Raw genomic sequence first — 24,519 nt, 5'->3', positions numbered from 1 at the left:
GGCGTACTTCCGCGGGAGGGTCAAGCCGCTACCGCTTCCGGCGTCCAAATCCTGGCCGGATAGGGATAGGCGGTCAGCACGTCACTGCGGATCAGAGAACCCAGCGCCTGGGTCAGCGCCGGCACGTCGATGGCGAGCCGGTGGCCTTCCAGCGGCCCGAGGGCGAACGGAAGGCCAGCCAGCATCTGGCGGGTCTGCAACAGTTCCAGCACGGTCGCGCGCCAGTGGTCGAGCAAAGGCAATGGGCAGGTGTCCTGCACCAGCGTCCACAACCGGTCGAGCCGGTGCGTGGAGTCGCGGGGCAGCAGCGCCAGTGCGCTGGCGTTGGCCTTGTCCGGCCGCACGCAGCGCTTGTCGAACAGCCACACGTTGGAAAGCGACCCGAACAGCGTGCGCCGGTAGGCGCGTGTGGTGCGCTTCTCCAGGCGTTCGACATTGCCGACGAACAGCGGCAGCGAGCCACCCTCCGGGGTGATGATGTGGAACTGGTCCAGTCCCTGCTCGTCGCGCCCGAGGGTCAGGCGAGCGAGGAACTCCTGGACGGCGGTGTCGCGCGCCCATATGGACAGGAAGATCAGGTTGCCCTGGTCGTCGCCGACGCAGGCGTCGGCCATCAGATCCGGGCATTCGTCGATGCGGTACAGCGTCTTGGATGATTCGGCAGGCATGGTGATGTCCTCGGTGAAGGGGAACAGCACCGCCCGCTGGGGCCAGTGCTGCCCCGTGGGGTGGAGAAGGAACCGCTCAGTCCGGCTCGAACTGCCGGGTGTACGGGTTGAAGTGAAGGGGCTCGTCTGCCGCAGTGATCGGTGTGAAGCCGTCCAGGTAGATGTTGTTGAGGTAAAGGCCGCGGTAGGTCAGTGCCCGCCGTGCCTGCTCCTCGGTGAGGCCGTTGGCGACGAAGTAGTCGAGCATCTCCTCATCGGAAGACACCTCGTCGTTGGATAGCTGCACCTCGACGTAAGCGAGCGACGAGGGCGGGAGCGAAGTCAGGATCGGATCCATATCGTCTCTCCCAGGCTCAAGCCACAAGCACCGTTGCCGGCATCGTGGGCGTTCGCCGACGCGCGTGGAACGCACGCACGCCCTCGCGCCATTCGCGGGACTGCTCCGGTGCCATGTCGAGATAGGACGCCGGGCACGAGTAGTAGTACGGGTGCATGGCCTCCTCCATCGGCTTGTAGCCCCATTCGCCGCCGCTGCGTTCCAGAAGATCGCAGCGGATGTAGCGAAGGGACTGGCCGGGGGCGAGATTCCGATGCACGCCTTCCACCTTGGCGGTGACTTCGGCGACGGACCACAGGACGTTGCCGCGCAGCGCGTGGGCAACGACCTTGACGCTGGCGCGTTCGGTTTCCTGCGGTTGGATCAGTTCCGCGATCAGCTCGGATCGGGATTGCGGTGAGAAAAACCAGCCCATGAGGGTCTCCTGAAGAAAAGGAGCCGGAGCTTCCCCATCGGGGCAGAACCCCGGCGGGTGGTGAAATGCCGCCTGAGCGACGATGGAGCCAGGTTCCGGTTCTCAGTACGAGCCGCAACCGGCCGGGCAGCAGCCCAAGGTGATGCCGTGGGAGCAGCAGCCGTTTTCGGCAAGCCAGTCCTGGGTTTCCTGCCGCTCGGCAGGCGTTGCGTAGTCCCATTCCTGGGCTGCGATTTCCAGGGCATGAGCGCGCTGGTCTTCCGGCAACCGACTGACTTGCATGTCGATCTCCGAGCTGAAAAGCGTGACCCAGTGCTCCCAGGCGAGGCCGCAACCACGCTGGGCGTGCTCGGCAGCTGTCTTGCAGACAGCCTGCCACGCGGGTTCATCCAGCGCGGAACGGGGATCCCCGATGGGGTGTGAAGGGGTATCGCAAGCGATCATGGACATGATGGAAGCCTCCAGTAAGAAGTAGCCGGAGTCCTCCCCCGCAGGGAAGAACCCCGGCGGGCGGTGGAACGTCGCCGAAGCGACGGGTGGATCAGGCCTTGGCGAGATGCCAGTCCTGGGACAAGGGCTCGAAGGTGTAGCCCAGCATGCCGAGACGGTCGCGCTGCTGACGCAGGACGCGGCGATCGACGGTGGCATCGAGCTTGACGATCTCGTCCAGCGGCCAGAGCGTGCCGAACAGCGCCGCGTCGTCCGCCTCGGCCGAAGCCTCGGAGGTGACGGGGGCTGTGGTGGCGCTGCCGAAGGGCGTGGTATCGACCAGCGGATCACGCGGGCCGCGGGACTTCGCCTTGGCCGGTGCCTTGGCCTTGGCCGGCGCGGGGGCCTGCGCTTCTTCGTCGATCGGGTCGACTTCCTGCGGGCTCAACTGCCGGGCTTCGTCCCCGCTCAGGGCATCGACGTTGGACAAGGTCATTCCGCCCAGCAAGGCGCGGATTTCGATGACCATGCGGCCGTTGGCGTGGTACGTGGACGGCCGGATCTCGGCGATGACGAAATCGCCCTCGTACTTGCCTTCGTCGTACTGGTCGAGTTCGGCGTTCTTCACGACGAACTCGCCGATGGAGGTGGCGAGGCGGCCGACGTTGAAGTCGCCGTTCCTGCCGTGGATGGTCTTGATGGCCAACTGGCCTGGGAGGGTGATCATGGGTGGGCTCCTGCGGATAAAGGAACAGCCGTCCGCCATCGGCGCGAATGGCCGGTGGCGGATGGCTGCGGGGAGAAGAACAAGGCCCCGGAGAACGGGGCCTTGTGGATCAGCGGGTCAGAACGACTCGGCGGCCGCCAGTTCGGGGGCCTCGACGGGGGCTTCAGCGGCCGGCGCGGGGGACGCCTGGGCCGGAGCTTCCTGCGGGGCCGGCGCTTCGGAGGGGGCCGAAACGTCGCTCTCGCGTTCGTCGGAGTCGGTCGGCTTGGGCTCGGCCTTGTAGACGAGCTCGCCATCGACCTTGATCCAAGAGATGAACAGCAGGCGGGCCTTGAAGCTCACCCCTTGTTCGCCGACGCGCTTCCCCTTGGTGTAGGTGAAGACGTCGGCCCAGAGGTCGCCCAGGCGGAAGCCGATCAGGACCTTCTTTTCGGCCTTGACGGCGTCCTCGCAGCGGCGGACCAGGTGCTGCGCTTCGTTGCCGGAAACGCGGGTGTCGAAACGCACGTAGGACACGTCGTCGCTGGGACCGTTGAGTGCTGCGATGTCGCAGGCCAGGAAGGGGGACCCCTTCTTGGGCTTCACCTCGCGGATGCGATTGAGGTAGCCGAAGCCGGTGATGTGCAGGTCGAAGTAGGTTTTTTCGGTGGACGTGGTCATGATGATCTCCAGATGACAAAGATGCGGAGACACACCCGACCCTGGCGGGGAGGTGTGGAACCCCCGCGCGGGTTGAAGGAACGCTTGTGGCATCACCATCGTTGCCGATGGGCGTTCGCGCATGGATGCCGGTGCGAACTGGGATGATCAACGCGGTCGGAACCGCGCCGTAGCCTTGAAGATCCGGCTACCTGGGCATGTCGCTGACCGAGATCAGCGGAACATGGCAGCAGCGTGGCACGGTGGCGAACGACAGGCAGCGATGAATCGGCATCCGGTGCCCTCCCTTTTTCCCGAATGCACGCACTGCCCGCGCCCCCAAAGAAAAGCCCCCGCGAGCGGGGGCTGGATGGAGGTGGCAGGCGCTACCGTGCGCTGGAGATGGCCGGGACCGCCTGCAGGGACAGGTGCGTCTCGGTGGCGGACAACTCCAGGTCGTCTTCGCTGTGCAGGATGCGGGCGAATACGCCGTCCTGTATGTCGAAGAACTCCCCGAAATCATCGCCGCCCAGTTCGGCGTTCACCAGCGCCCACCAGTCGTCGAACGGATCGACGTCGGGGTTGCAGCCGACCGCGTAGGCGATCAGCTTCTGGCGTCCGCCGGGAAGGCGCTCACCGCGCTCGGCGAGGAAGTAGGCGCCTTGGTCCTTGGCGAGGACGACGCGGCACTGGTTGGCAACTGCTTCGGCTAACACCGGGCGCAGATCGACCCCCTTGAATCGCAGGGACATGGAGAAATCTCCTCAAGATTGGATGGAAGGAAGGCCGCGAAAGCCGCAGCCCGGCGGATCACGCCGAGAGGGCTTTGCGCGTGCGTTTGGCCTGCTCCAGGACGGTCACCTGGATCTGGCGCCAGCGACCGTCGTCGATACGACGCGCCAGCACCTCGCCGAGGCTGTCGAAGTACACCTCGTCGATGCGCTCGATGAGTTCATTGCCTTGATGCAGTTCGATCACATACACGTCGCCGGCACGGTCGTAGAGCACGGTGACCCGACCCTCGAACTTCGTCGTGGAGACGGAGAAGCTGATCGCCGGAGGCGTCTCGATGATCTTGGCCGGTGCCGGATCGACCCAGCTGAAGTCCTTGGCCCCGGCATCGACCAGCATGTGGGTGATCTTCCGGAAGCGGTCGGGCGCCGGCAGTTCCTCCAGTTGCTGGATCAGGTCGTGCAGTTCGGGGCACTTGGGTTCGGGGATGGGCAGCTTGGCCGGTGCCGAACCGAGGATGTGCGTCTGGATGGTGTACGGCTTGCCATCGGAGGTGTACTCGGTGCGCTCTTCCGGGGTGTCCGCACGCAGGCCGTCGAAGCGGCGCCGTGCGTAGGGCTGGACGTGCACCTTGGCGCCTTCGTCGGGGACGACGGTCACCAGGTCGCGGTCCAGCACCGCGAACTCGGCACGAGAGGTCTTGAGAACGATGGCGTCATCGGTCATCGCCACCACCTTGCCGTCGAAAGGCTTGGGATCGATCACGAATCCGAGGGTGGATTCCTGCGGCTGGCTGTCGAATAAGCGGAACTTGAACGAACGCACGTTGCGCGGGACGTGACCCGCAACGAGCGTGGCCATCTGGTTGCGAATAGCGGTACGGTCCATGGGAGACTCCTTGAAGAAATGCAAGGGACTCCCGCCCACAAGGGAGGAAGATCCCTTGGGGGGTGAATGGACGCGGTATGCGTCCGACGAGGACAAACAACCGGCACGGAGACCCGCGCCACAGTCTTGAAGGTCTCGACTGCCTGGGCATGCTGCCGGCAACGCCAGCGAACATGCCGCCAGAATGGCGAGGCGATGGCCTCAGTGTCTGGCGCAAATCGAATCCGCCCGTTCCCGTATTGGTTTCACGCAGCCAAAAAAAGCCCCTCTGTGGAGGGGCAGTGGGAAGGGTCAGAGATCCTCGTAGACGAAGTAGTGCATGCGCTGGGCCGGGAAGAACACATGCTTCCAGCGGTCACCGTGACTGTTGCCGCCATCGAACAACACCATCTCGTAGCGATCGAGGCCGGGGCCTAGAAGATCCAGTGTGTTGATGTGGCGCATGTGCAGCTTGCCGTCATTGCGCAGGAACGCCAGGGTCTGGCCCATGGCATCGTTCTGGCACATGGCGTTGATGCAGGCGATGAGTTGCTGATCGAAGTCCGTCTCTGCACCATGATCGCGCAGGAGGTGATCGACGATGCTGGGTAGGTCAAGGTTGTCGAGAGACCGATGCTTGTCGACCTGGCGCTGGCACAGGTCGCGGACGGTGCTTCCCAGGCGTATCAGCAGCGCGTTCAAGGCCTGGTTGGGAGGGGACATGCGACCGGCATCGTGCGAGCCGGGTGTCGGCTGTGAGTGGAACATGGGGATACTCCTGAACAAGAGCGGATCGGCGCTCCTCGCGGGTGGCCGATCCGCAAGAACGGTGGATGCTCCGGAGAGCGCGGGGACTACCAGTCGTACAGCGGCAAGCCGTCCAGCACCGGCGCATCGGCGTCGAACACCAGCATGCGCACGTCGGCGAGCGCGGCCAGGTGAAGTACCTCGACGAGGCACTCGGGCATGCCCTTCTTGCGATGCTCCTGCCGCAGGCGCTCGGCGGTCGTGCCGTCGACCATCTGCAGGTTCTCGTCCGTCCACGGCGTGCAGTACAGCTTGACGCCGATCGCCGGGCTGTACGGAATCCGGAACGCGATGAACAAGAAGCGGGTCGGCGTCGCGAGGTCGGCCAGTTCGGCCAGGTAGCGGCTGGCCTCCTCGGTGACGTGGGCGGAACTGATCTCCCAGCACCGGCTGTAGAAGCCGGTCTCGAATCGCAGATTGCGCACCACTTCCTGTGCGGCCTCCAAGGTGTAGCTGTCGCCGACGTGGATGAAGCCGCGCTCGACGGTTCGACCGTAGACGCTGTGAAACACGGCCTGGACCGTTCCGCTGCCGCCGCAAAGCGCGTCGAGTTCGGATGCCACGCTCTGCCCTTCGGTGATCAGCGCAAAGTCGTCATTGAAGACGCATGCCTGGAATGCCACCTTGTCGTCGGTAAGATGAGCTTGGGACGGATGCAGCGGCAGGAAGGTCTGAGGATGGCGGTCGTCGTAGCTGATGACGACAACGCGCCGGATCTCGAAATCGTGGTAGCCACGGGCGAAAGGATTTTCAGGTTTCGACATGGGATTTCTCCAGCAGAGGATGGCCGAGCCAATCCCCTGCGGGGGATTGAACCCCGGCGGGTGGATGAAGTGGTAGCGAGTTACTCCGCGCTGTGGTCGGAGAGGCTTTCGATCAGGTGCCAGATGACGCGTCGATGCAATTGCTTGCGCAACTGGTCGTCGCTGATGGCGCAGAGCAGGTCGAGTGTTTCCTGGGCGATCTGGGTGGCACTGGTCTGGATGTCATTGGCCAGGAGCGCCTTGCGCAGGTCGACCCCCAGATACAGAACATGCTCGGATGCGCTGAACAGGCTGAGTTCCCGGCTGAGAAAGCAGCCATCCCCGCCGAACTCGAACAGGCGGGGCTTGCTGCAATGCCAGCAGCCTTGCATGTGCAGTTCGACCAGGTTGTGGCCGTCGTCGAAATGCGTGGCGATGAGGAACAGCGCATCGAGATCCGCCGGGCCATCGAACGGGTCGTTGTCGATAAGCTGGTTCAGCGCTTCGCTGTTGTCGGTGCCGAAATGCCGCGACAGCGCTCTCAAGACCGATGCGACCGTGGGCGGTTCGTCGTCGGTGGCCTGTGAGGCAAGGTCCAGTTGCTCGGCCAGATCCGTGAGGGTTTCAAGCAGGTCGTCCCATTGCGGGTCGTTGCTCTCGGAAATGCGCGCGATGTAGACCTTGCCGTCGCCGGGATAGGTCTCGTCGAGGTTGAAGCCGCCGAAGAGCGCTCGGATGACCGGGGTTACCCGGTCGAGCACGAGCACACCGGTAGCGTCGTAGTAGTTGTTTGCCATGGGTTGGCTCCGGATAGGATGAAGCGGAGCCAGCCCGTGCGGACATGGCATCCGCAGGGGAAAAACCCGACGCCGGATGACGTCGGGCAGGTGGAAAGGCGCTGGATCACTCACCGAAATCGGTGGGGTCTCCCAGTGCCTTGAGGACATCGATCAGGCCGCAGTTCGCGAGGACGTACAAGTGGTTGTAGTCGTCGCCGGTGGGCGGCTGCTCGGACTGATTGATGCGAGCGTCGAGGTCGAGGATGCTCTGGCGGACGCTCTGCGCGAGCGCGAGCGGCGGTTCGCCGTCGTCATCCGGCGGCGGGTCACCCAGTGCCGTCAGGACGGCCAGCGGGGACAGCGCGTCGGTGAGGTGTTCGTACACCTCCGGTACGTCGCTGCGACAGACCGCCTCCTCCGGCTTCCCGCCGATCAGGAAGTGCGTGATCTCGTCGTCGTCGGCGCCTTCGGTGTCGTAGTCCACCACGGCGATGCATGGCAGCGGGACATGTGCAGGCCAGTCCTGGACCAGGAGGGCTTGTACGAGGCCGCCTTCGAGGACGACGGCCAGGGATGCAGGTCGGGTCATGTTCGCTCCTGGAAAAAAAGGAGGGACATGGCCCCGGTCGGGACGCATGTCCCTCTAGGGGTGGAAAGGAAAGTCGGGAGGTATGCCAGGCGTTGGCTTACCAGCCGTTGTAGTTGAGCGTGAGGTCGGCGATGACCTTGCGCCGCTGCAGGTCGAGGCCGCCGAAGTCGGACAGCCCCTCGAAGCCGCAACGCTTGAGCATCGCGCCGCCTTCGCGGGAGTTGTAGAAGCTGACCATCGCGGAGAGGAACATCCGCTGACCGCTGCTCAGGACACCCAGGGCGTCGTTGAGCAGCAGCATGTTGGGCCGCAGATCCCACTTGCTGGTGGCACGCTGCAGGCCTTCGCGTGTGCCGTCGCCGAACCACTCGACGCCGGCGATTTCCGCACCGCGCTTCCAGGCTTGGAAGAAGGCCTCGGGCGCTGCGGCGAAGTGCCGGTCTTCCATCGCGATCTGGTCGATGACTTCGGGGGGAATAGAAACAGACAGGTTCATGACAGTGCTCCGGATGGTTGGATGTCAGGGATGGAGACGCTGCTGCCAACGCCCCGTTGCCAGGGCGTGGCCTGCCGCGTGGTGGGAACGGAAGTACTCGACGGACTCACGAGAGACCGGTCCGTCGTCGTCGGCAGTGCCGATGTAGTGGCCGGCGGCGCTCTGACGCACCTGCAGGGGCAGGCGCTTGTCCGCATAGACCAGGGCGAGATAGCCGATGGAATCGGCACGGGCTTGTGCAACGCTCAACGGCGCCGATGTGGACGCAAGGGACATGGGTTCTCCTGGCTGAAGGAACCGGGAGGCCATGGCCCGACGGGCATGGAACTCCCGAGGGGTTGGACACGAAGGCATCTGCGTCACGTGGACGCTCGTCCGCGGTGCGATGCGAGGCGGACTGGTGGGTATCGCGGGAAATCCCGCGGCAGCCCCGAACCCCGGGCTGCTGGCATGGTGCTGACAAGGTCAGCGACGCATGTCAGCGAGCATCGATCGCGTTGTGCGCCTCGGTCATGCCGAAATGGGAAGTGGTCAGCGCCCCGATTGCCGAACTCCGTGGACAAAAAGAAGCCCCGCAATGCGGGGCTTGGATGGGCACACGACGACGCGGGCGGATCAGGACGGATCGTCCTTGACGACATGTTGCTGCCACAGGGCGAACGCTTCGTCTGCCGGCAGCTCGGCCAGGATGACGACGGGCTTGTCCTGCCGGGCGCGCAGCGACGCGAAGTAGGCGGCCTTGTCGGCGATGGCCTTGAGCTTGGCGCCTTTCACGAACAGCAGCCTGCCGTCCTTCACGAACAGCACCTTGTTGCCGATGTCGCGCTGAAACGCCGATCGGATCTTGCGTTCGGCGTGCATCGTCTCGGCCAGGTGATCGACGAGATAGTCCAGCGTGATGTCGATGGTCAGCCGGCGGGTGCTGTCGTCGGGGTCGGGATAGTCGGTCACTTCGGGCGGAAGCGTCTCGGCGTACGCCGCGGCTTGGCGAATCTGTTCCCGGATGGGTTCTCCGAGCACGCAGGGCCAGACGATGGTCTGGCCGCCCTGGCCGTCGTTCTTGGCATAGGCGATGGCCTGGCCGTCGAACAGCACGGTGGCGGTGAAGCACAGGGTTTCCTCGCTGGCGAACTCGGCTACCTTGAGGTTCTTGAGGGTGATGCGCTGTTGGGTCAGATGGGTTTCCATGTGGCACTCCTGCTTGAAAAGACGGGACGTGCCGCATCCGCCGGGATGTGGGTATCCCGTGCGGGTGGAAGGAAGAACGAGCATCGACGCCCTGGGGCGTTCGTCCGCGGGACGATGCGAAGCGGACGGGTGGGTCGGCGCGGAAGGCTCCGCGGCGCAGCCTGGACGACCTTGGCTGCTGGCATGGTGCTGACGGATCAGCGACGCATGCGCGGCAGCTTCGGCCGGATCGCGGCGGCCGTCATGCCGGAATGGGGAGCCGGGGGCGCCCTATTCGAGGACGGATGAAAAAAGAACGCTCCCGAAGGAGCGTTCATGCGATGGGCTCAGGACGTGACTTCCTGCAGCTTTCCTTCGCCATCGAACACCAGGTGTACGGTCGCCCCGGCCAACCGCTGCAGCGGACTGTGGCGCAGCGAGTTCGGCAGCAAAGCACTGACGACAGCGGCCGGATCCAGCGAACGGCCCACGGCGATGAAGGTGGCGATGGCGTCCGCGTCCTCATCCTCGCGATTCTCGTCGTAGCGATCGTCGAAGATGTAGTCGCAGACAAGCCGCGTGACCTGATCTGTCCCAGGCGTGAGGTAGAGGGTCTCGCCCTGGCGCACGGCTTCGACCGTATAGTCGCCCGGCTCGCCTTCCAGGCTGACCTGAAGCGTCTCGACCAGTTTCAGCACCAGCGGATAGTCGGCCAGCGGAGGATTGGCATCCTCATGCAGGGTCGCCCCTTGCCTGACGACGATCTGGCTCGGATCGACGGTCTTGACCAGGCCATTCAACCAATGCCCGGGATCGAGGTGGGCTTCTTCGAGCAGGAAGGCTTCGCGCGCCTCCAGATAGACCTGTGCCACCAGTTCGTCGACCACATCTTCCTCGACGTGCCAGACGCCGGTGGCTTCGAGCGCCTCCTTGGGGACAATGCCTTCGAGCACGTAGCGCTCCCAGTACCGCCGGTAGCCGGGCGGCTCGCCGGCCCAGTCCCGGAACCAGCTTCGCTGCGCGAATGGCACGTCGTTGAGCAGGTCGGCGTTCGAGGAGCCCAGGCATGTCGATCCATACCGTTCGACGAACTCGCTGCCGGTCAGGCGTGCCTTGGCTTCGATCAGGGTCTCGCGATAGGCCTGATCGATCGCGGCCTGGATGCGCTTGTGGTCCTCCGTCTCGTTCAGCAGATGCTGCCGATCCGGAAGCCGGGCGATCAGATCGTCGCGCAGCAGGATGACCTGATGGTGGTTGCTGAACGTGGGTTGCGTGCCGATGGGCAGCCCTTGCAGGAAGCATCGCCACTGGGTGCGCGACGCGGACAGATCGAGCAGCACGCGGCCCATCCCGGTCTGCCTCCATTGCAGGGAGGGGTCGGAAAGCGGCCGGGCGATCTCGACGCCGTTGAACAGCACGGGGACAGGGAATGCCTCGCACAGCCGCGCAAGCTCGCGTTGAACCCACTCGGCCAAGCCCAAGCCCGCCTGCGGGGAAGCAACGCCCTCCAGGCGGATCTCGGTGCCGTTGCACAGTGGCGCGCGAACCACCTCGACGTCGCCGCCGCTGATGATGGTTGCGGTATCTGCCTGAAAGGCTTGATCGATGGAGCGCACGCTCAGGCGCCGGGCGAAGTACAGCGTGGACAACACGCCCAGGCCAAAGGCGTTCTCGCGGGCGATCAGCGCGTCGTCCCAGCCGGACTCGGCGATGTGGATGAGGGTTTGCAGATCGTCGATGCCCGTGCCGTCGTCGCCGACGGTCAGCGTATCGTCGTATGCGGTGACGTGTATGTATGTGGCCTGGGCGCGTCGGGCGTTCTGCAGCAGTTCGCCCAGCATGGAGGTCTGGTTGAACGCATGGCGCAGGTTGGCGATCAGGCGGTGCTGATTGGTCTTGAGACGAATCGTGGACATGGTTGAACTCCTTGGACAAGTGATGCGCCCATCGAGGCGCGTGGAGGAATGGCGCTCAGGCAAGGCGAGCGCAGGCGATGGCAGAACTGGATGGGCCAGCTACCGGGCGAGGTGAGGAAAGAAGAGGCATCGACGCCATGGCTGGCGTGCGTCCGCCGGTGTGATGCGGCGCGGACTGGTTCGGTCGGTGCGGGAGACCGCATCGCAGCCTGGAAGACCGTGGCTGCTGGCATGGCGCTGACGGATCAGCGGCGCATGGCGTGAGAATGAAAGCTCGGCGCGGCGGCGTCGCCGGGGAATGGCGGTCGCGGACTACCCGGTTTTCTGCATCGCCTGGAGCAGCCGCCCTCCCAGCCACGCGACGCACGGCACGGCCATGGAGTTGCCGACGGCCTTGTAGCGAGGCGCATCGGATGCAGGTTCGCCGCGGTACGGCACCAGCGTGTAGTCGTCCGGCATGCCCTGCAGGCGTTCGCACTCCACCGGCATCAACCTGCGCACCTGCCACCGCGGCCAGCCCGTCCCGCCAGGCTCGATCGGCGTGTAGCGGAAATGGGCTTCAAGGTCAGGTGCCAGCACATGGCCCTTGTCGCTGCCGCCGCTGCTTGCGCGCAGAGCCGACGCGATCTCGTCGCCCAGCTCAGTAACCAGGCCCTGCTCGCGGCCACGCAACGCCAGGCTCAGCACCATCGGCCGGCCCTGGCCCGGCTTGCCCCCGCCGGTGGAGAGCACGCCTGCAATCTGCCCGTGGCCTGCTTCGTAGCGCAGTTCGCCACGCGAGTTCTGTGCGAAGGCGATCGCCGGCACCACCCCCGCATTCGCATGGCTGTGGCGGTGTCCACCCGCGCGCAGCGTCGGCGCCAGTTCCACCGCAGCATCCGCACCGTGATCCTGGGCGGTGAAGGCGATGATCGGAATGCCGCGGCCGGTGCCATCTTCGCTGCAGCCCTTGCCGCCGTTAGCGGTGCTGAGCGTGTGACTGATGCTGCCGGTCACCGACTGCGCCAGGAACGTCTCGACCTCGAAATCATTCTTGGGGCCGGGCGCCGCGGTCAGGCAGGCGGCGACGTCGATCGGCCCCGCGGTGTTGCCGCCGCCGAAGCCGAGCGTGACCGTCACCTTGCCGTAGGGTGGGTTCAGTCCTGCATAGCCGCCTGCTGCCGCAGGGCGAGCGCCAGCAGCGTGGGCAACGTCTTCCCACGGCGCGAAGCCCGGCGAAGAATCCCCACGCAGGCCGTCGCGCTCAAAAAGTACTTCTGCGGGATCGAGGTCGTTTCGACCACTTGCCACAAGAAACACACGGCGACGGCGCTGGGCGAGGCCGAAATATTGAGCGTCGAGGACGCGCCACGCGATGCGGCGGCGGGGTCCAGACACACAACCTGCGTGCGTCCAGCGCGGCCCTGCCGGTTCGAGCGCATGGCCTTCGCCGGCAAGTGCACCCAGCAGGCAGCCAAAGGCATTGGAGCGGTCGGAGAGCACGCCCGGGACGTTTTCCCAGACGAGCGTTGCTTCCGGGCGGTGGTCTTTGGTACGGGCTTGATCGATGGCATTGGCTAACTCCACATAGGCAAGGGTGAGCGCGCCGCGCGGGTCGGACAGACCCAGGCGGTCGCCGGCGATGCTGAAAGACTGGCAAGGGGTGCCGCCGACCAGGATGTCCGGGGCGGGCACGCGGCCCGCGCGAACCTGGCGGGCGATCCCGGTCATGTCGCCGAGGTTCGGGACACCGGGATAACGGTGGTGGAGCAGCGCGCTCGGGAAGGCATCGATCTCGGCAAACCAGGCCGGTTCCAGCCCGAGGGGCTGCCACGCCAGGCTCACGGCTTCGATGCCGCTGCATACGCTGCCGTACCGCAGGGCGGTCGGGGGGTGGGGGTTCATGGGCAATCTCCTGTTCAAGGGGGTGGGTAGGCAGGAGAAAGGCGCCGAAGGCTTGCGCCTTCGGCTGCGGAGGAAGAAACCACCCGTGGGCTGTCGCAGGACGTGGCCGTCGGTGGAGCCTGTCGCTGCATCAGCAGTCACCCGACCCGTGTCGTGGTTGGGGTCGATATCCTTCGGCACACATCCGCGCACAAAGGGAGCCCGTCTTTTCACCGGTGGGCGCCGGTACGGAGTACGGTCGACCCGAGAGGTCTCCCGACGACTCGCGTGCGGCGCTGGCCGGCAAGCCGTGGGGAGACCTCTCGCGGTGGATGCAAGCAAGAACGATCAGCGGAATGGCGGCAAGCGCGATTCGTGGAAGGGAATGGCCTTCTCGTCCCGCCGGGTTGGCCGGACGGGACGCGCACACCGTTGCAGAAGGAGACGCGCGCTGGGGACTCCCGCCGGGGAGGCGGGACAAGTGCCGCACCGGGATGGCGCGGCAACGGGGTTCGTGGGCGTCAGTGCGCCCTGGTCTTGCTGCTGCGCTTGCGCGGGGCGCTACGCTTGCTCGGCGACGACGATTCGACGGGCTGGGTGCCCTTGCAGTCGGGATAGCGGCTACACGACCAGAACGCCCCGCTCTTACCGGTGCGCTGGCGCATCGGTGAGCCGCACAGCGGACACGCCGGGGATGGCGGCAGCTTGATGGAGAGCGTCGCCCCGCGGTACTGCTGGACGAGCTGGGAGATCCATGACGACTGCTTCTCGACGAAGCTGTCCAGGGTCATCTGGCCGGCTTCGATCATGTCCAGTGCCTGTTCCCAAACGGCGGTCATGCCAGGATCGGCGATAGCGCCGGGCACGGCGTCGATGAGGGTGAAGGCAGCATCCGAGGCGCGGACCGCACGCCCCTTCTTCAGCAGGTAGCCGCGTTCGAGCAGTCCCTTGATGATGTTGGCGCGGGTCGCCTCGGTGCCGATGCCGGTCGTCTCCTTCAGCTTCTGCTTCAGCCGCGGATCGGTGACCAGTTTCGCCACGCCCTTCATCGCCTTGACGAGCTCGCCCTGCGTGTACGGCTTGGGCGGCAAGGTCTTCAGCGCCTTCAGCTCGACGTGGCCGACCTGACAAGATGCGTTCGCCTGCAGCGCCGGCAACACCTGGCTGCGCTGCGCGTCCTCGCCATCGTCTTCGGAGGGCGCCGCGGCCGCCAATGCCTGGCGCCAGCCGGTGACGACGATCTGCTTGCCGACGGCCAGCAGAGACTGGCCGCCGCATGCGATCCGTGCCTCGGTGCGGTCGAACTCGTGGAACGGCAGGAACTGCGCGAGGTAGTGCGCGCGGATCAAGCGATAGACGGCCAGCTCCTTCTCGCTCATCGCGGACAGCTTCGCCGGCTCAAGCGTGGGGATGATGCCGTGATGCGCGGTCACCTTGCCGTCGTTCCACGCGCGCGAGCGCTGGGTGCGGTCAAGCTGGTCGATCAATGGCCGCACGCCGGGATCGGTGGCGAGCACGGCATCGAGCACGGCCGGCACTTCGGCCAGCATGCTCTCCGGCAGGTAGCCCGAATCCGAGCGCGGGTAGGTCGTGGCCTTGTGGGTCTCGTAGAGGCTTTGCGCGATATCGAGCGTTTCCTGCACGTCGAGGCCCAACTGCTTGGAACACACTTCTTGCAGCGTGCCGAGATCGAACGGCAACGGCGGGCCTTCGCGAACCCGTGCGGTGTCGACCGAAAGCACCTGCGCCGTGCCGGCCGCGCGCATGCGCTCGGTAGCCTGCTGGGCCACGGGATGCTGCAGGCAGCGGCCGGCGTCGTCCGTGCAACCTGCCGGAGGGATCCAGTTCGCCGTGAACGACTGGCCGGCGTGGGCCAGAGTCACGTCGATCGCCCAGAACGGGACGGAGACGAAGCGTGCGATCTCGCGATCGCGGTCCACCACCAGCTTCAGCGTCGGTGTCTGCACCCGGCCCACCGACAGTACGCCGGTGTAGCCGGCCTGGCGCCCGAGCACGGTGAACAGCCGGCTCAGGTTCATCCCGATGAGCCAGTCGGCTCGCGATCGGGCGAGCGCGGAGTAGTACAGCGGCAAGGTCTCGGCCGACGGCTTCAGCGCACCCAGCGCCTTGCGGATGCTCGCGTCGTTCAGCGCGGACAGCCACAGGCGCTGGATCGGGCCGCGATAGCCGCACAGATCGAGGATCTCGCGGGCGATCATCTCGCCCTCGCGATCGGCGTCCGTCGCGATCACCAGCTCGGTGGCCTGGCCGACGAACTGCTTGACGGTCTTGAACTGCGCCGCGGTCGTCGCCTTGTGTTGGACGCGCCAGCGCTCGGGAATGATGGGCAGGTCGTCGATCGACCAGCGCTTGTAGCGTTCGTCGTAGCCCTCGGGCGCGATGGCTTCGACGAGATGACCGATGCACCAGGTGACGACCACACCGGAACCGCTGTAGCAGCCGGAACCGCGCTGTCCGGCGCCCAACACCCGGGCGATGTCCTTGCCTTGCGAAGGCTTCTCGCACAGAAACACGCGCATGAAGCCTCCTGGATGTGCGTGACGATCTACGAATGAGCGTCAGCATTCCCATCAGGCGGGCGTGCGACAGCAAACAACACGGAAGCGGGAGACACCCACTTGTGCAGGTGCACTGCACGGACACCACGCTGGCGCATGGGAGGCGGGGGATGGCTGCTACAGCCGCTTCCGGTGGGCGCTGGGGGCACGCCTGCAGGTCAGTTGCGAGGAACGGTTCTCGGGCGTAGGATCTTGAGTCAGGCGCCCGCCCAAGCTCTGGACAGCTTGAAACAGGCAATCAGCAGTTCCTGCAGCATCCTTCGCGTTCAACCATCCGGGATACCGGCTGTTCGAGATCGCGACAAAACGTCCAGCGCACCGATCGAACAGCTTCGGAGTATTCGGATGAGCAATCTCGTACGTTCTGCCGCCTATGCGGCTTCCCAGGCGCTGTCCGCACAAGGCCTGACGGTCAAGCGTTCCCACCTGTCTGAAATCATCGCCGCACTGCTGGGATATCGCACCCACGCGGCCCTCGCGGTGGAAGAGGCCGATCCCAAGCTCGACTACCACCTCGACGACGCCGAGGTCTATGTGCTCCACCTGCCGATGGGGGAAGCGCGGGTCGGGGAACTCGGTCTCTCCGAGGGAGGCATGAACCCGTCTGCGGTCACCACGGCATGCATCGACGCGTTGAAGGCCAGCGCCGGATCGGTGGGCGTGTACGTCGGCGTGGCCGATTTCTATGACTCGCATGCCCGGCAGGCCTTGGCCGAGGCGATCTACGACGATGACGACGTGGCCGGCGCGATGGCCGAGAGCAATGCCTCGTTCCCCGACGAGCCCGAGATGGACATCGAATGCCCCGCCACGGCGGATCTGTGGGCGGCGGTCGGCGAGTGGGCGATCGAGGCCGACGGTGACATGACGGGCGAGTACGACCCGGAGGGTGACCGCATGTTCAACGGCGACACCCTGAACTGCCGCGGCCGCCTGCTCTACAACAAGGCGGGACGTGCGGGACTGGTGCTCATCGAAGCCGGCGGGATGGCCGGCGCCGACGATGGCTGGCGCGACCTGGATCGCGAGGACGAACTGGAGTACCGCCAGAGCCTGGAGACCCAGCAGATACCTTGATGGAGAAGCAGCAAGCCCCCGGCGGCAGTCTCCATGCCGCCGGGCCTTCGTAGTCGGCCGGTCATCGCCTGGCGAGGTGATTCCTCAGCAGATATTCCGGCAGGCCCACTGGACGATGTAGGCCGGAGCTGAGCAACCCGAACACGTACGCCAGGCTCTTCGCCTTCACATCTCTGGGTCACTCTCGCGGTGTCCGGATTCCTCGCAGCATGAGGTTGAGCAGGTAGTCGTTCCGCGTCTCATCAGCAGCGATCGATAGCACGATGCCGCCGATGAGTTGCACGAGGTCACCTGGGGTGAGGTCCGGGTCCACCGCGCGGGCGGCAAGCGCCCGGTCCAGCACGTTGCCGACGGCGTCGTCGATCTGTTCTCGAGCGCGGCGGTCGAACTCGGGATCCCGTTCGGAAGGCTGGCTCAACTCACAGATAATAGCCCGGTTCGCCTGCGAGAAGGCAACGAACGCCTGCAGCCATTCGACGAGCCCCTCCCAGGGTTTGTGCGTTATCGCCAGCTCTGCGGCGAGTGGACCGAGCTGCTGGAGATCCTCTTCATAGAGCGCTCGGACCAAGTCGATGCGTTTAGGGAAATTTCTGAAGAGCGTGCCGATACCGACGCCCGCCCGTCTCGCGACATCGTCCATGGACGCATCGTGCTGCTTCTCGGCGAAGACCTCGCGAGCGGCAAGGAGCACCCGCTCCCGGTTTCGACGGGCGTCGAGCCGCATTGCCCGCCGGAGCGGAGCCGCCTCACCTGACGCGGGGGGATCTGTTGCCAACGTTGCACCTCCTTCGCAGACTGAGTGTAGTGGAGTTAAACTCCGGTTATAGTGGAGCGGCACTCCGCTTAGCGAGCGCTAAGGACTTCAAACGCCATGACGAAGACACCCTTCATTATCGCCGCGCGGCGCGGACCTGGGCGCAAAGGGCCGCGACATGCGCCCTCCATCCACCGGATGCGGCGATCGGATCGCATCACCCGGATACGGAACCTCGTGTCGGAAACGGGAGGCGGTGAGTGATCGGCGATTTCCCGACGCAGCATGCCCTCGCGGGCGGGCGAGGACAAGCCACCGACGACCGCCTCGCACCCGGCACGCCGCTTGTGCTGGGCATTCTCGTGGTCTCGACCTTCGTGGTCGTGCTCAACGAAACCATCATGAACGTGGCCCTGGCGAGCATCATCCACGATCTCGGCATCTCCGCGGCGACGGCCCAGTGGCTGACGACCTCCTACCTGCTGACGATGGCGATCGTGATCCCGACCTCGGGCCTGCTGCTGCAGCGCTTCAGCGTCCGCCAGGCATTCATCACCACCATGTCGCTGTTCAGCCTCGGCACCCTGATCGCGGCGCTCTCGTCGGGCTTTCCCATGCTCCTGACCGGACGCATCGTGCAGGCGGCAGGCGCCGCGGTGATGATGCCCCTGCTGATGACGGCGGTGCTGCACACGGTGCCGGCACGCCGACGCGGCTCGATCATGGGGACGATCTCGATCGTGACCGCGGCCGCGCCCGCGCTCGGCCCCCCGGTGTCGGGTGCGGTGCTCAGCGTGCTGGACTGGACCTTCCTGTTCTGGACGGTGCTGCCGATCGCGGCGGCGATGCTCCTGCTGGGCATTTTCCGGCTGCGCAACGTGACGCAGACGCGCCGCGTCCCCATCGACGTGCTCTCGGTCGTCCTCTCCGCGCTCGCATTCGGCGGCATCGTGTTCGGCCTTGCGAGCATCGGCGAGTCCGCACACGGGGAGGCGCCCATCGCCCCCTGGATCCCGCTCGTCAGCGGCGCCCTCTTCATGCTGGTGTTCGTCGTCCGACAACGACGCCTCGCCCGTCACGACCTCGCGCTGCTGGACCTGCGCACCTTCCGCACGCCCCAGTTCGCGGCCGCGATCATCGTCACAGCCCTGGTGGCGATGACCCTGTTCGGCACGCTCACCGTGCTCCCGCTCTACCTGCAGGACGGGCTGGGCGTCGGCGCGCTCGCCACTGGCCTGCTGCTGCTGCCGGGCGGCCTGCTCCTGGCAGTGCTCTCGCCGATCGTCGGGCGCCTGTACGACCGGGTCGGTCCCGGCCCGCTCGTCGTGCCGGGGGCCATCCTGCTCGCCCTGTCGCAGGTGGTCTTCGCCCTGACCCTCTCGCAGGACGGTTCTCCACTGCTGGCGATGGCCATGTTCACCGTGATGCACATCGCCCTGGCCTTCCTCTTCACGCCGCTGATGACCTCGGCGCTCAGCCCGCTCCCCGCCTCGCTCTACTCGCACGGCAGCGCGACCTTCTCGACCGTGCAGCAGCTCGCCGGCGCCGCCGGCACGGCGACGCTCGTCACGCTCATGTCCATCGGCTCCACCCGAGCCGGACCGGAAAGCGGTATCGCCTCCGGCATCCAGGACGCCTACATCGGTGCATCGGTCATCGCCCTCATCGCCGTGGTCGGCGCAGCGGCCCTCACCCTGATCGCCCGAAGACACCGCCCAGCTTCCTGCAAAGAGATCGAATGAGCCATCGCAGGATGCCGGATTTTCCGCTAGACACGTCCACTAAAGGAGCCACCTCATGAAGAACGATGGTCCGGGAATTTCGAAAAGACAATTCGCTCGCCGCGAATTTCTGGCGGCGGCCGGCGGCGTTGCCCTCGCGCCGCTCCTGTGCGGCCTGGCCTCCACGGCATTTGCGCAATCGACACCTGCGGCCTCGTCGCCTCGGACCGCCCGTGTGGAAGGTCGACGCCGGCTCGGTGACCTGGAGGTATCGAGCATCGGCCTGGGATGCATGGTCCTGATCGGCGAGTATGGTCCGGCCGGGGAAAAGAGCGAGCAGATCAGGCTCATCCGCGACGCCCATGACCGCGGCGTGACCTTCTTCGACACCGCCGAGATCTATGGTCCCTTCACCAACGAGGAACTGGTCGGGCAAGCGCTTCGCCCGATCCGCAACGACGTCGTCATTGCCAGCAAATTCGGCTTCAACGTCGATCTGAAGACCCGCAAGGCGCTCGGCGGCTTCAACAGCCGGCCAGAGCATATCAGGCAGTCCGTCGAAGCCATGCTGGTGCGGCTGAACACCGACCGCATCGACCTGCTGTACCAGCACCGCGTCGATCCCGAGGTTCCGATCGAAGACGTCGCGGGCGCGGTCCGGGATCTCATGGCCGAAGGCAAGGTGCTGCACTGGGGTCTGAGCGAGATGGGGCCGAACACCCTGCGCCGCGCCCATGCCGCGCTGCCGGTCACGGCGGTGCAGAACGAATATTCGATGCTGTGGCGTGGGCCGGAGCAGCAGATCCTGCCGATCTGCGAGGAACTCGGCATCGGCTTCGTGCCGTACAGCCCGCTGGGCACGGGCTTTCTGGCCGGCCGCGTCAAGCCGGGCACCGCTTTCGGCCCCAACGACCCCAGGCCGCAGGCGTCGCGCTTCCAGGGCGGGAACCTGGAACACAACCTGGCCCTATTCGACCTAGTGAGCGCCTGGGCCGAGCGCAAGTCCGCCACCCCCGCCCAGATCTCCCTCGCCTGGCTGATGGCGCAGAAGCCATGGATCGTTCCGATTCCGGGCACGACCAACATCGAGCACATGCGGGAAAACCTCGGCGCGAGCTCGGTGAGGTTCACCCCGCAAGAGCTCGCCGAACTGAACACCGCCGCTTCGAAGATCGAGGTGCGGGGCCAGCGCCTGCAGGAGACGGTTCTCTCCTGGTCGGGCGTGGAAGCCCCGCCCAAAAAATGACGGGAGATCTCTTCATCCGCGTCGCGGTTCGCAGTTGCAGGCCGGGAAAAAGTCGATGGGCATGTTGCCACGCGGTCCAAGCGCGGCAACACGGCCATGGGGCGCACCGGGCATTGCATGCTGAAGCGCCGGCGAGCGCTGTCGCGGTGATCGGTGTCCGCGATAGCGGGGCCAGTCCAGCGGCGACCAATTACGACAATTCCCGCACCGCGGCCATCACCCGCGGCCGTGGGCAGCGCGAAAACACGAAAACGGAGGAAATCAGATGAAGCATTACGCACCCCTCGGCCTGACGCTGCTGGCTTACGCATTCGCGGCGATGCCGGCGATCGCTCAGCAGACGCCCCCCCATCCATCCGAACACGCCTTCTTCTCCAGGCCGGACCTGCCCACGTCCGTGTTCTACGATGCCACTGCCACCCACGTTCCGCTTGCGCCCAAACTCAACGCGCTAGATTCGGTTCTGGTCGATGTCGACAATGACGGCGATCTCGATGCCGTCATCGCGGTCGAATACGGTGTCAACCGCCTCTATCTGAACGAGGGCGGCGGCAGGTTCAAGTACGTGCCCGGCGCCTTCGGCAACGTCATGCACGACAACGAGCATGTGAGAGCGGCCGACTTCAATGGCGACGGCAATATCGACGTGGTGTTCGTGGCAGAAGAGGACGAGGTCCACCAGCTGTATTTCGGCGACGGACGTGGCGGCTTCACCGATGTCAGCGACCGCCTGCCACGCTCCAGTCAGGGCAACGCCCTGGCGGTGGGCGACCTGAACGGGGACGGCCTCCCGGACATCCTCGTCGGCAGCACCGGCGAACAGGGACACGGCGGCAAGGTCGTCCCGGCTCGCAACCTCCTGTTCCTCAACGATCCGGCACGACCGGGGCATTTCCGCGACGCCAGCGACACCCTGCCCGGCGAGGACGACCAGACCGGAGGCCTGGCCCTGGCCGACATGGACGGGGACGGCGATCTGGACATCGTCGTCGGCAGCCCGACCCAGCCAAACCGCCTGTTGATCAATGATGGCGCGGCACGCTTCACTGACGCCTCGGAGCGGCTGGACCTGCGCGTGCCGATGGAAACGACCGAGGTCCATGTGTTCGACGCCAACGGCGACGGGCTGAACGACATCCTCTTCTTCAACATCACCAGCAACAACGGCCAATGGGACAAGGACCCGCAGACGCGGCTGTTGGTCAACGACGGCAAGGGACGCTTCGTCGACGAGACCGCCGCGCGGCTGCCGGCGCACACCTTCTCTAGCTGGGCCGGAACCGTCGTGGACTTCGATGGCGACGGCGCGCAGGATCTGCTGGTTGGCGCCGTGCAGGTGCCCGGCTTCGTCCCGCTTCAGATGCGTGCGTGGCGAAACGACGGCAAGGGCCACTTTACCGACGCGACGCTGGACGTCGTGCCGGGAATCACGGTCGGACGCAGCTGGAGCACGAGCACCGGTGATCTCGACGGCGACGGCAAGACCGACGTGCTGATCGGCGGCTGGAGTACGCAGGCACGCCTGCTGCTGAGCGATGTCGAGGGCTACCGTGCGACCATGCCGGAATCGCCAAAGCTACCCGCCCCCGCGCCATTCTCCGCCTTTCAGCGTCGCTGAAGCCGCGCACAACCGTAGTCGGCGGACGCCGCCGCGCATTGGATGACACTCGCCTTTGCGACATCAGGGCGGCGGCACGCTGTTTCGTGTGGCAGCAAGCTGGTTCAGCTCGGCATTGCAGATAGGTAGGAGAGAAAGCGCCGAAGGCCGCAAGGCCCTCGGCTCAAGAGAATGTCACCACCCGTGGGCTGAGTCAGGAATCGGTCGTCGTCAAACCCTTTCCTGTCACAGCAGCGGGCGCGTCGTCGCAAAGTGGCAGCGGCGAGGCTCGCCGCCGCCAGTTGCCCACGCTACGAGTCCGCGGCGCCTTCGTGCTCGGCGTTCGACGGCTTGGAGCTGAGCTTCACCGACTCGACACGGAACGGCAGGATTCCGACGCGCCGGGCCTCGATCTTGAAGGTAACGCGCTCGTTCTCGTCGGCGTCTTCCCACTCGTCGCGGACTGTGCGGCCATCCACCAGCACGCGCATGCCCTTCTGGTACAGCGTCTGCCAGTGCTCGGCATCGCGATGCCATAACTCGACCGGTGCCCAGTACCCGCCGCGATCCTCGAACGAGCCGTCCGGCTTGGGCACTGGATTGTCGAAGTAAACGTTGAGGCGAAGAAGCCGGCGGGGCTCTTCGTTGCCGTTGGGGAACTCGCGATACTCCGGCGCGGAGCCGATGTTGCCTTCGCCGTAGAAGTGGGTGCTCATGGTGCCTCCTGGGGGGTGGTGGGGGAAATCGACGCGCCGTCCCTGGGGTGGATGCGGCGCAGGTAGTCCGCTTCGGCCTGAGCCAGCTTGCTGGCGCACTCAAGGGCCTGGCGGGCGATGCTGTGGGTGAGGCTGATCTGCATGTTCAGCACGAGTCGCTGCCGCTCCATTGCGTACAGGTCGTCGATCAGGCGCTCGGGCGTGGCGGGGCTGGCGATCAGTCGCTGCCACAGCGCCACCCCCATGGATGAACGATCGGTGTTGCGCCAGCGAAGGAAGGTTGTGCCTGCGCCAGTGGCCTGCTGGGCCAGATGCACGTCGAGGAGATTGAAGGGGTAGGCACGCGCCTGCGGCAGTACCCGCTGCGTCGCCAGCGCGATCAGGCCGTCGCGCAGTGACACGCATTGGCTGGCCCAGGTCTCCAGACTCCCCTTACCTTTAAAAGGCAAAGGGCTTAAAAGGCCTTTTAGGTAGCCCGCGTGTTCCAGCCGCTGGAAGTCCGCCTGTTCCAGCGGCGCGAAGTGCCAGCGCGCTTCGGGCAATTCCCCGGTCATGCCGGTTCATCCCCATCGGCGGATTCGGCTGCCTTGGTGGACTTCCTCGAACGCCTGGGTTTGTCGGGTCGCGCCGGATCCTCCGCAGGCAGATCCGAAGATGCTTCCGCAGACGCATCAACGGGCGTGTCGACAGACGCACCGCCGCCAACTTCATCCGCCGGTTCCGCAAGAGCACTGGCCCTGGCCTCGGTAGGCGTGCGTGGCGTCGCAGACAGCGGACTGCGGCGCAGCACCGGCGGCGCAAAACGGGACCGTCGCGCGCCTTCCAGCACGTCCTGCGGCAGCTCGCCGAACTTCTCCAGCGCTGCGTGCGCCGCCGCGTTCTTCGCCGCGAAGTCGTCGCGGGTGCAGCCGGAATAGCGATACTGCTGGGCCAAGCTGAAGAGGCTGCGCAGCGCGTGCGCGCCGTCGTTGAGCCAGCGCTCCAGCGTGCCGCGATCGATCAGGGCGGTGTGATGGGCCAGGATCAACTTGCGCGCGAGATCGTCGTAGTCGGCCAGCAGGTAGACGGCCATGAAGCCCAGCTGCGCATTGACGAACAGCGGAAGCTTCACGGGCTGGACGTTCAGGTTCTCGCCCAGGCTGAGTGCCGGCGGCACGTCGGCAAGCGCTTGGTCCACCTGTTCGCGCAGTGTTTGGAGCGTGGCCTTGGTCTGCTCCAGCTTCTCCTCGACCCGCAACATCCACCAGTCGCTGTAGGGATCGTCCTGCTCCGATCCCCGCTTCATCTTGTTCATGTTGCCGATGAAGCCGTTGAGACCGATGATGCCCGGGCGTCCTTCCGCGGGCGCGCGCCCATGCCAGATGCGGGACGCATGGTGCGTATGGAGCGTCAGCGTCATCGCGCTGCGCAGCGATCCGAGGTTGAGCTGCAGAGGTTCGTTGGCCATGTGGGCGACTCGCTGAAGAAGAAACGAGTCGCCAGCATCGGGATTGCCCGGAAGGCCGTCAGTCAACAAACCGCATCCGACGCCCGCCCGGTTTGTCTGTCGCGGGAAGGCCGTGTGTCCCAGCTATCCCCCGGGGATAGCTCTGCCGCAGGCCAGGGTTGTGTGCTGGCGACGGCGGCGTGCCGGAAGGCTGTCTGTCCCAGCTATC

The 24,519-nt window shown here is 65.7% G+C and carries 25 protein-coding genes and 1 pseudogene; 4 read left to right on the top strand and 22 right to left on the bottom strand.

What is annotated here, in order from left to right; genetic code table 11:
• Nucleotides 1–20: 20 nt before the first annotated feature.
• From EV687_RS11315 to EV687_RS11230, 18 genes are all read right to left on the bottom strand, one after another.
• Entirely contained in the window at nucleotides 21–668 is a 648-nt protein-coding gene (locus EV687_RS11315) for a hypothetical protein (RefSeq protein ID WP_122229009.1), read from the bottom strand.
• A 76-nt stretch (nucleotides 669–744) separates the two neighbouring features.
• Nucleotides 745–1,005, bottom strand: a complete 261-nt coding sequence (locus EV687_RS11310; RefSeq protein ID WP_122228739.1) for a hypothetical protein — start codon at nucleotides 1,003–1,005, stop codon at nucleotides 745–747.
• Between the two features lie 16 nt (nucleotides 1,006–1,021).
• Nucleotides 1,022–1,420 carry a hypothetical protein gene (locus EV687_RS11305; RefSeq protein ID WP_122228741.1) on the bottom strand — a complete coding sequence of 133 codons (399 nt, stop codon included), beginning with the start codon at nucleotides 1,418–1,420 and terminating at the stop codon, nucleotides 1,022–1,024.
• Nucleotides 1,421–1,522: 102 nt separating this feature from the next.
• Nucleotides 1,523–1,870 carry a hypothetical protein gene (locus EV687_RS11300; protein WP_122228743.1) on the bottom strand — a complete coding sequence of 116 codons (348 nt, stop codon included), beginning with the start codon at nucleotides 1,868–1,870 and terminating at the stop codon, nucleotides 1,523–1,525.
• A 91-nt stretch (nucleotides 1,871–1,961) separates the two neighbouring features.
• The gene (locus EV687_RS11295) at nucleotides 1,962–2,576 is read right to left on the bottom strand and encodes a DUF3275 family protein (protein WP_122228745.1); all 615 of its coding nucleotides are present in this window, start codon (nucleotides 2,574–2,576) and stop codon (nucleotides 1,962–1,964) included.
• A gap of 117 nt (nucleotides 2,577–2,693) precedes the next feature.
• A complete protein-coding gene (locus EV687_RS11290; RefSeq protein ID WP_122228747.1) occupies nucleotides 2,694–3,236 on the bottom strand; it encodes an STY4534 family ICE replication protein in 543 nt (180 codons plus the stop codon).
• 365 nt (nucleotides 3,237–3,601) lie between these two features.
• Entirely contained in the window at nucleotides 3,602–3,967 is a 366-nt protein-coding gene (locus EV687_RS11285; protein WP_122228749.1) for a DUF3085 domain-containing protein, read from the bottom strand.
• Between the two features lie 58 nt (nucleotides 3,968–4,025).
• The gene (locus tag EV687_RS11280) at nucleotides 4,026–4,835 is read right to left on the bottom strand and encodes a GTPase (RefSeq protein ID WP_122228750.1); all 810 of its coding nucleotides are present in this window, start codon (nucleotides 4,833–4,835) and stop codon (nucleotides 4,026–4,028) included.
• Between the two features lie 291 nt (nucleotides 4,836–5,126).
• Nucleotides 5,127–5,402 (bottom strand): uridylate kinase, encoded by a 276-nt coding sequence (locus EV687_RS19335; protein WP_122229011.1) that lies wholly within the window; start codon nucleotides 5,400–5,402, stop codon nucleotides 5,127–5,129.
• A gap of 266 nt (nucleotides 5,403–5,668) precedes the next feature.
• Nucleotides 5,669–6,385, bottom strand: coding sequence for a DUF5983 family protein (locus EV687_RS11270; RefSeq protein ID WP_122228752.1), 717 nt, complete (start codon nucleotides 6,383–6,385; stop codon nucleotides 5,669–5,671).
• Between the two features lie 80 nt (nucleotides 6,386–6,465).
• Nucleotides 6,466–7,161: an Mce/MlaD family protein gene (locus EV687_RS11265; protein ID WP_122228754.1), complete on the bottom strand. Its 696-nt coding sequence runs from the start codon at nucleotides 7,159–7,161 to the stop codon at nucleotides 6,466–6,468.
• 106 nt (nucleotides 7,162–7,267) lie between these two features.
• Nucleotides 7,268–7,732 carry a hypothetical protein gene (locus EV687_RS11260; protein WP_122228756.1) on the bottom strand — a complete coding sequence of 155 codons (465 nt, stop codon included), beginning with the start codon at nucleotides 7,730–7,732 and terminating at the stop codon, nucleotides 7,268–7,270.
• A gap of 97 nt (nucleotides 7,733–7,829) precedes the next feature.
• Nucleotides 7,830–8,228 (bottom strand): hypothetical protein, encoded by a 399-nt coding sequence (locus EV687_RS11255; RefSeq protein ID WP_423201085.1) that lies wholly within the window; start codon nucleotides 8,226–8,228, stop codon nucleotides 7,830–7,832.
• A gap of 24 nt (nucleotides 8,229–8,252) precedes the next feature.
• Nucleotides 8,253–8,504, bottom strand: coding sequence for a hypothetical protein (locus tag EV687_RS11250; protein ID WP_122228758.1), 252 nt, complete (start codon nucleotides 8,502–8,504; stop codon nucleotides 8,253–8,255).
• A 339-nt stretch (nucleotides 8,505–8,843) separates the two neighbouring features.
• Complete coding sequence (locus EV687_RS11245; protein ID WP_122228760.1) at nucleotides 8,844–9,416, bottom strand: hypothetical protein; 573 nt, start codon at nucleotides 9,414–9,416, stop codon at nucleotides 8,844–8,846.
• Between the two features lie 326 nt (nucleotides 9,417–9,742).
• A complete protein-coding gene (locus EV687_RS11240; protein WP_122228762.1) occupies nucleotides 9,743–11,311 on the bottom strand; it encodes an ATP-binding protein in 1,569 nt (522 codons plus the stop codon).
• 312 nt (nucleotides 11,312–11,623) lie between these two features.
• Entirely contained in the window at nucleotides 11,624–13,195 is a 1,572-nt protein-coding gene (locus tag EV687_RS11235) for a DNA cytosine methyltransferase (protein ID WP_122228766.1), read from the bottom strand.
• 500 nt (nucleotides 13,196–13,695) lie between these two features.
• Nucleotides 13,696–15,714: a DNA topoisomerase III gene (locus tag EV687_RS11230; protein ID WP_122228768.1), complete on the bottom strand. Its 2,019-nt coding sequence runs from the start codon at nucleotides 15,712–15,714 to the stop codon at nucleotides 13,696–13,698.
• Nucleotides 15,715–16,098: 384 nt separating this feature from the next.
• Between EV687_RS11230 and EV687_RS11225 the strand changes: the two genes are divergently transcribed.
• Entirely contained in the window at nucleotides 16,099–16,830 is a 732-nt protein-coding gene (locus tag EV687_RS11225; RefSeq protein ID WP_122228770.1) for a hypothetical protein, read from the top strand.
• Nucleotides 16,831–17,008: 178 nt separating this feature from the next.
• Here EV687_RS11225 and EV687_RS11220 read toward each other — a convergent pair whose 3' ends face one another.
• The gene (locus tag EV687_RS11220; RefSeq protein ID WP_165392824.1) at nucleotides 17,009–17,605 is read right to left on the bottom strand and encodes a TetR/AcrR family transcriptional regulator; all 597 of its coding nucleotides are present in this window, start codon (nucleotides 17,603–17,605) and stop codon (nucleotides 17,009–17,011) included.
• A 239-nt stretch (nucleotides 17,606–17,844) separates the two neighbouring features.
• Between EV687_RS11220 and EV687_RS11215 the strand changes: the two genes are divergently transcribed.
• The 3 genes from EV687_RS11215 (at nucleotide 17,845) to EV687_RS11205 (ending at nucleotide 22,169) form a co-directional block, all read left to right on the top strand.
• Complete coding sequence (locus EV687_RS11215) at nucleotides 17,845–19,326, top strand: DHA2 family efflux MFS transporter permease subunit (protein WP_122228774.1); 1,482 nt, start codon at nucleotides 17,845–17,847, stop codon at nucleotides 19,324–19,326.
• Between the two features lie 55 nt (nucleotides 19,327–19,381).
• Nucleotides 19,382–20,551, top strand: a complete 1,170-nt coding sequence (locus EV687_RS11210) for an aldo/keto reductase (protein ID WP_122228776.1) — start codon at nucleotides 19,382–19,384, stop codon at nucleotides 20,549–20,551.
• Between the two features lie 265 nt (nucleotides 20,552–20,816).
• Nucleotides 20,817–22,169, top strand: coding sequence for an FG-GAP repeat domain-containing protein (locus tag EV687_RS11205; RefSeq protein ID WP_122228778.1), 1,353 nt, complete (start codon nucleotides 20,817–20,819; stop codon nucleotides 22,167–22,169).
• Between the two features lie 290 nt (nucleotides 22,170–22,459).
• Here EV687_RS11205 and EV687_RS11200 read toward each other — a convergent pair whose 3' ends face one another.
• The 3 genes and pseudogenes from EV687_RS11200 to EV687_RS11190 all read right to left on the bottom strand — a co-directional run.
• Complete coding sequence (locus EV687_RS11200; RefSeq protein WP_122228780.1) at nucleotides 22,460–22,864, bottom strand: single-stranded DNA-binding protein; 405 nt, start codon at nucleotides 22,862–22,864, stop codon at nucleotides 22,460–22,462.
• A complete protein-coding gene (locus tag EV687_RS11195; RefSeq protein ID WP_122228782.1) occupies nucleotides 22,861–23,418 on the bottom strand; it encodes a DUF3158 family protein in 558 nt (185 codons plus the stop codon). The genes EV687_RS11200 and EV687_RS11195 overlap by 4 nt, the downstream gene beginning before the upstream one ends.
• A 101-nt stretch (nucleotides 23,419–23,519) precedes the next feature.
• Nucleotides 23,520–24,311: pseudogene (locus tag EV687_RS11190) on the bottom strand (PFL_4669 family integrating conjugative element protein); the annotation flags it as partial.
• Between the last annotated feature and the right edge of the window lie 208 nt (nucleotides 24,312–24,519).

Source organism: Corticibacter populi, from assembly GCF_004217315.1.
Lineage (GTDB): Bacteria > Pseudomonadota > Gammaproteobacteria > Burkholderiales > Burkholderiaceae_C > Lampropedia > Lampropedia populi.
This window is presented reverse-complemented; position numbering and strand designations above follow the sequence as displayed.

What these genes read in the sequence shown, in the direction of transcription:
- EV687_RS11315 (WP_122229009.1), bottom strand. Translation starts at nt 668, where the DNA reads ATGCCTGCCGAATCATCCAAGACGCTGTACCGCATCGACGAATGCCCG.
- EV687_RS11310 (WP_122228739.1), bottom strand. Translation starts at nt 1,005, where the DNA reads ATGGATCCGATCCTGACTTCGCTCCCGCCCTCGTCGCTCGCTTACGTC.
- EV687_RS11305 (WP_122228741.1), bottom strand. Translation starts at nt 1,420, where the DNA reads ATGGGCTGGTTTTTCTCACCGCAATCCCGATCCGAGCTGATCGCGGAA.
- EV687_RS11300 (WP_122228743.1), bottom strand. Translation starts at nt 1,870, where the DNA reads ATGTCCATGATCGCTTGCGATACCCCTTCACACCCCATCGGGGATCCC.
- EV687_RS11295 (WP_122228745.1), bottom strand. Translation starts at nt 2,576, where the DNA reads ATGATCACCCTCCCAGGCCAGTTGGCCATCAAGACCATCCACGGCAGG.
- EV687_RS11290 (WP_122228747.1), bottom strand. Translation starts at nt 3,236, where the DNA reads ATGACCACGTCCACCGAAAAAACCTACTTCGACCTGCACATCACCGGC.
- EV687_RS11285 (WP_122228749.1), bottom strand. Translation starts at nt 3,967, where the DNA reads ATGTCCCTGCGATTCAAGGGGGTCGATCTGCGCCCGGTGTTAGCCGAA.
- EV687_RS11280 (WP_122228750.1), bottom strand. Translation starts at nt 4,835, where the DNA reads ATGGACCGTACCGCTATTCGCAACCAGATGGCCACGCTCGTTGCGGGT.
- EV687_RS11270 (WP_122228752.1), bottom strand. Translation starts at nt 6,385, where the DNA reads ATGTCGAAACCTGAAAATCCTTTCGCCCGTGGCTACCACGATTTCGAG.
- EV687_RS11265 (WP_122228754.1), bottom strand. Translation starts at nt 7,161, where the DNA reads ATGGCAAACAACTACTACGACGCTACCGGTGTGCTCGTGCTCGACCGG.
- EV687_RS11260 (WP_122228756.1), bottom strand. Translation starts at nt 7,732, where the DNA reads ATGACCCGACCTGCATCCCTGGCCGTCGTCCTCGAAGGCGGCCTCGTA.
- EV687_RS11255 (WP_423201085.1), bottom strand. Translation starts at nt 8,228, where the DNA reads ATGAACCTGTCTGTTTCTATTCCCCCCGAAGTCATCGACCAGATCGCG.
- EV687_RS11250 (WP_122228758.1), bottom strand. Translation starts at nt 8,504, where the DNA reads ATGTCCCTTGCGTCCACATCGGCGCCGTTGAGCGTTGCACAAGCCCGT.
- EV687_RS11245 (WP_122228760.1), bottom strand. Translation starts at nt 9,416, where the DNA reads ATGGAAACCCATCTGACCCAACAGCGCATCACCCTCAAGAACCTCAAG.
- EV687_RS11240 (WP_122228762.1), bottom strand. Translation starts at nt 11,311, where the DNA reads ATGTCCACGATTCGTCTCAAGACCAATCAGCACCGCCTGATCGCCAAC.
- EV687_RS11235 (WP_122228766.1), bottom strand. Translation starts at nt 13,195, where the DNA reads ATGAACCCCCACCCCCCGACCGCCCTGCGGTACGGCAGCGTATGCAGC.
- EV687_RS11230 (WP_122228768.1), bottom strand. Translation starts at nt 15,714, where the DNA reads ATGCGCGTGTTTCTGTGCGAGAAGCCTTCGCAAGGCAAGGACATCGCC.
- EV687_RS11225 (WP_122228770.1), top strand. Translation starts at nt 16,099, where the DNA reads ATGAGCAATCTCGTACGTTCTGCCGCCTATGCGGCTTCCCAGGCGCTG.
- EV687_RS11210 (WP_122228776.1), top strand. Translation starts at nt 19,382, where the DNA reads ATGAAGAACGATGGTCCGGGAATTTCGAAAAGACAATTCGCTCGCCGC.
- EV687_RS11205 (WP_122228778.1), top strand. Translation starts at nt 20,817, where the DNA reads ATGAAGCATTACGCACCCCTCGGCCTGACGCTGCTGGCTTACGCATTC.
- EV687_RS11200 (WP_122228780.1), bottom strand. Translation starts at nt 22,864, where the DNA reads ATGAGCACCCACTTCTACGGCGAAGGCAACATCGGCTCCGCGCCGGAG.
- EV687_RS11195 (WP_122228782.1), bottom strand. Translation starts at nt 23,418, where the DNA reads ATGACCGGGGAATTGCCCGAAGCGCGCTGGCACTTCGCGCCGCTGGAA.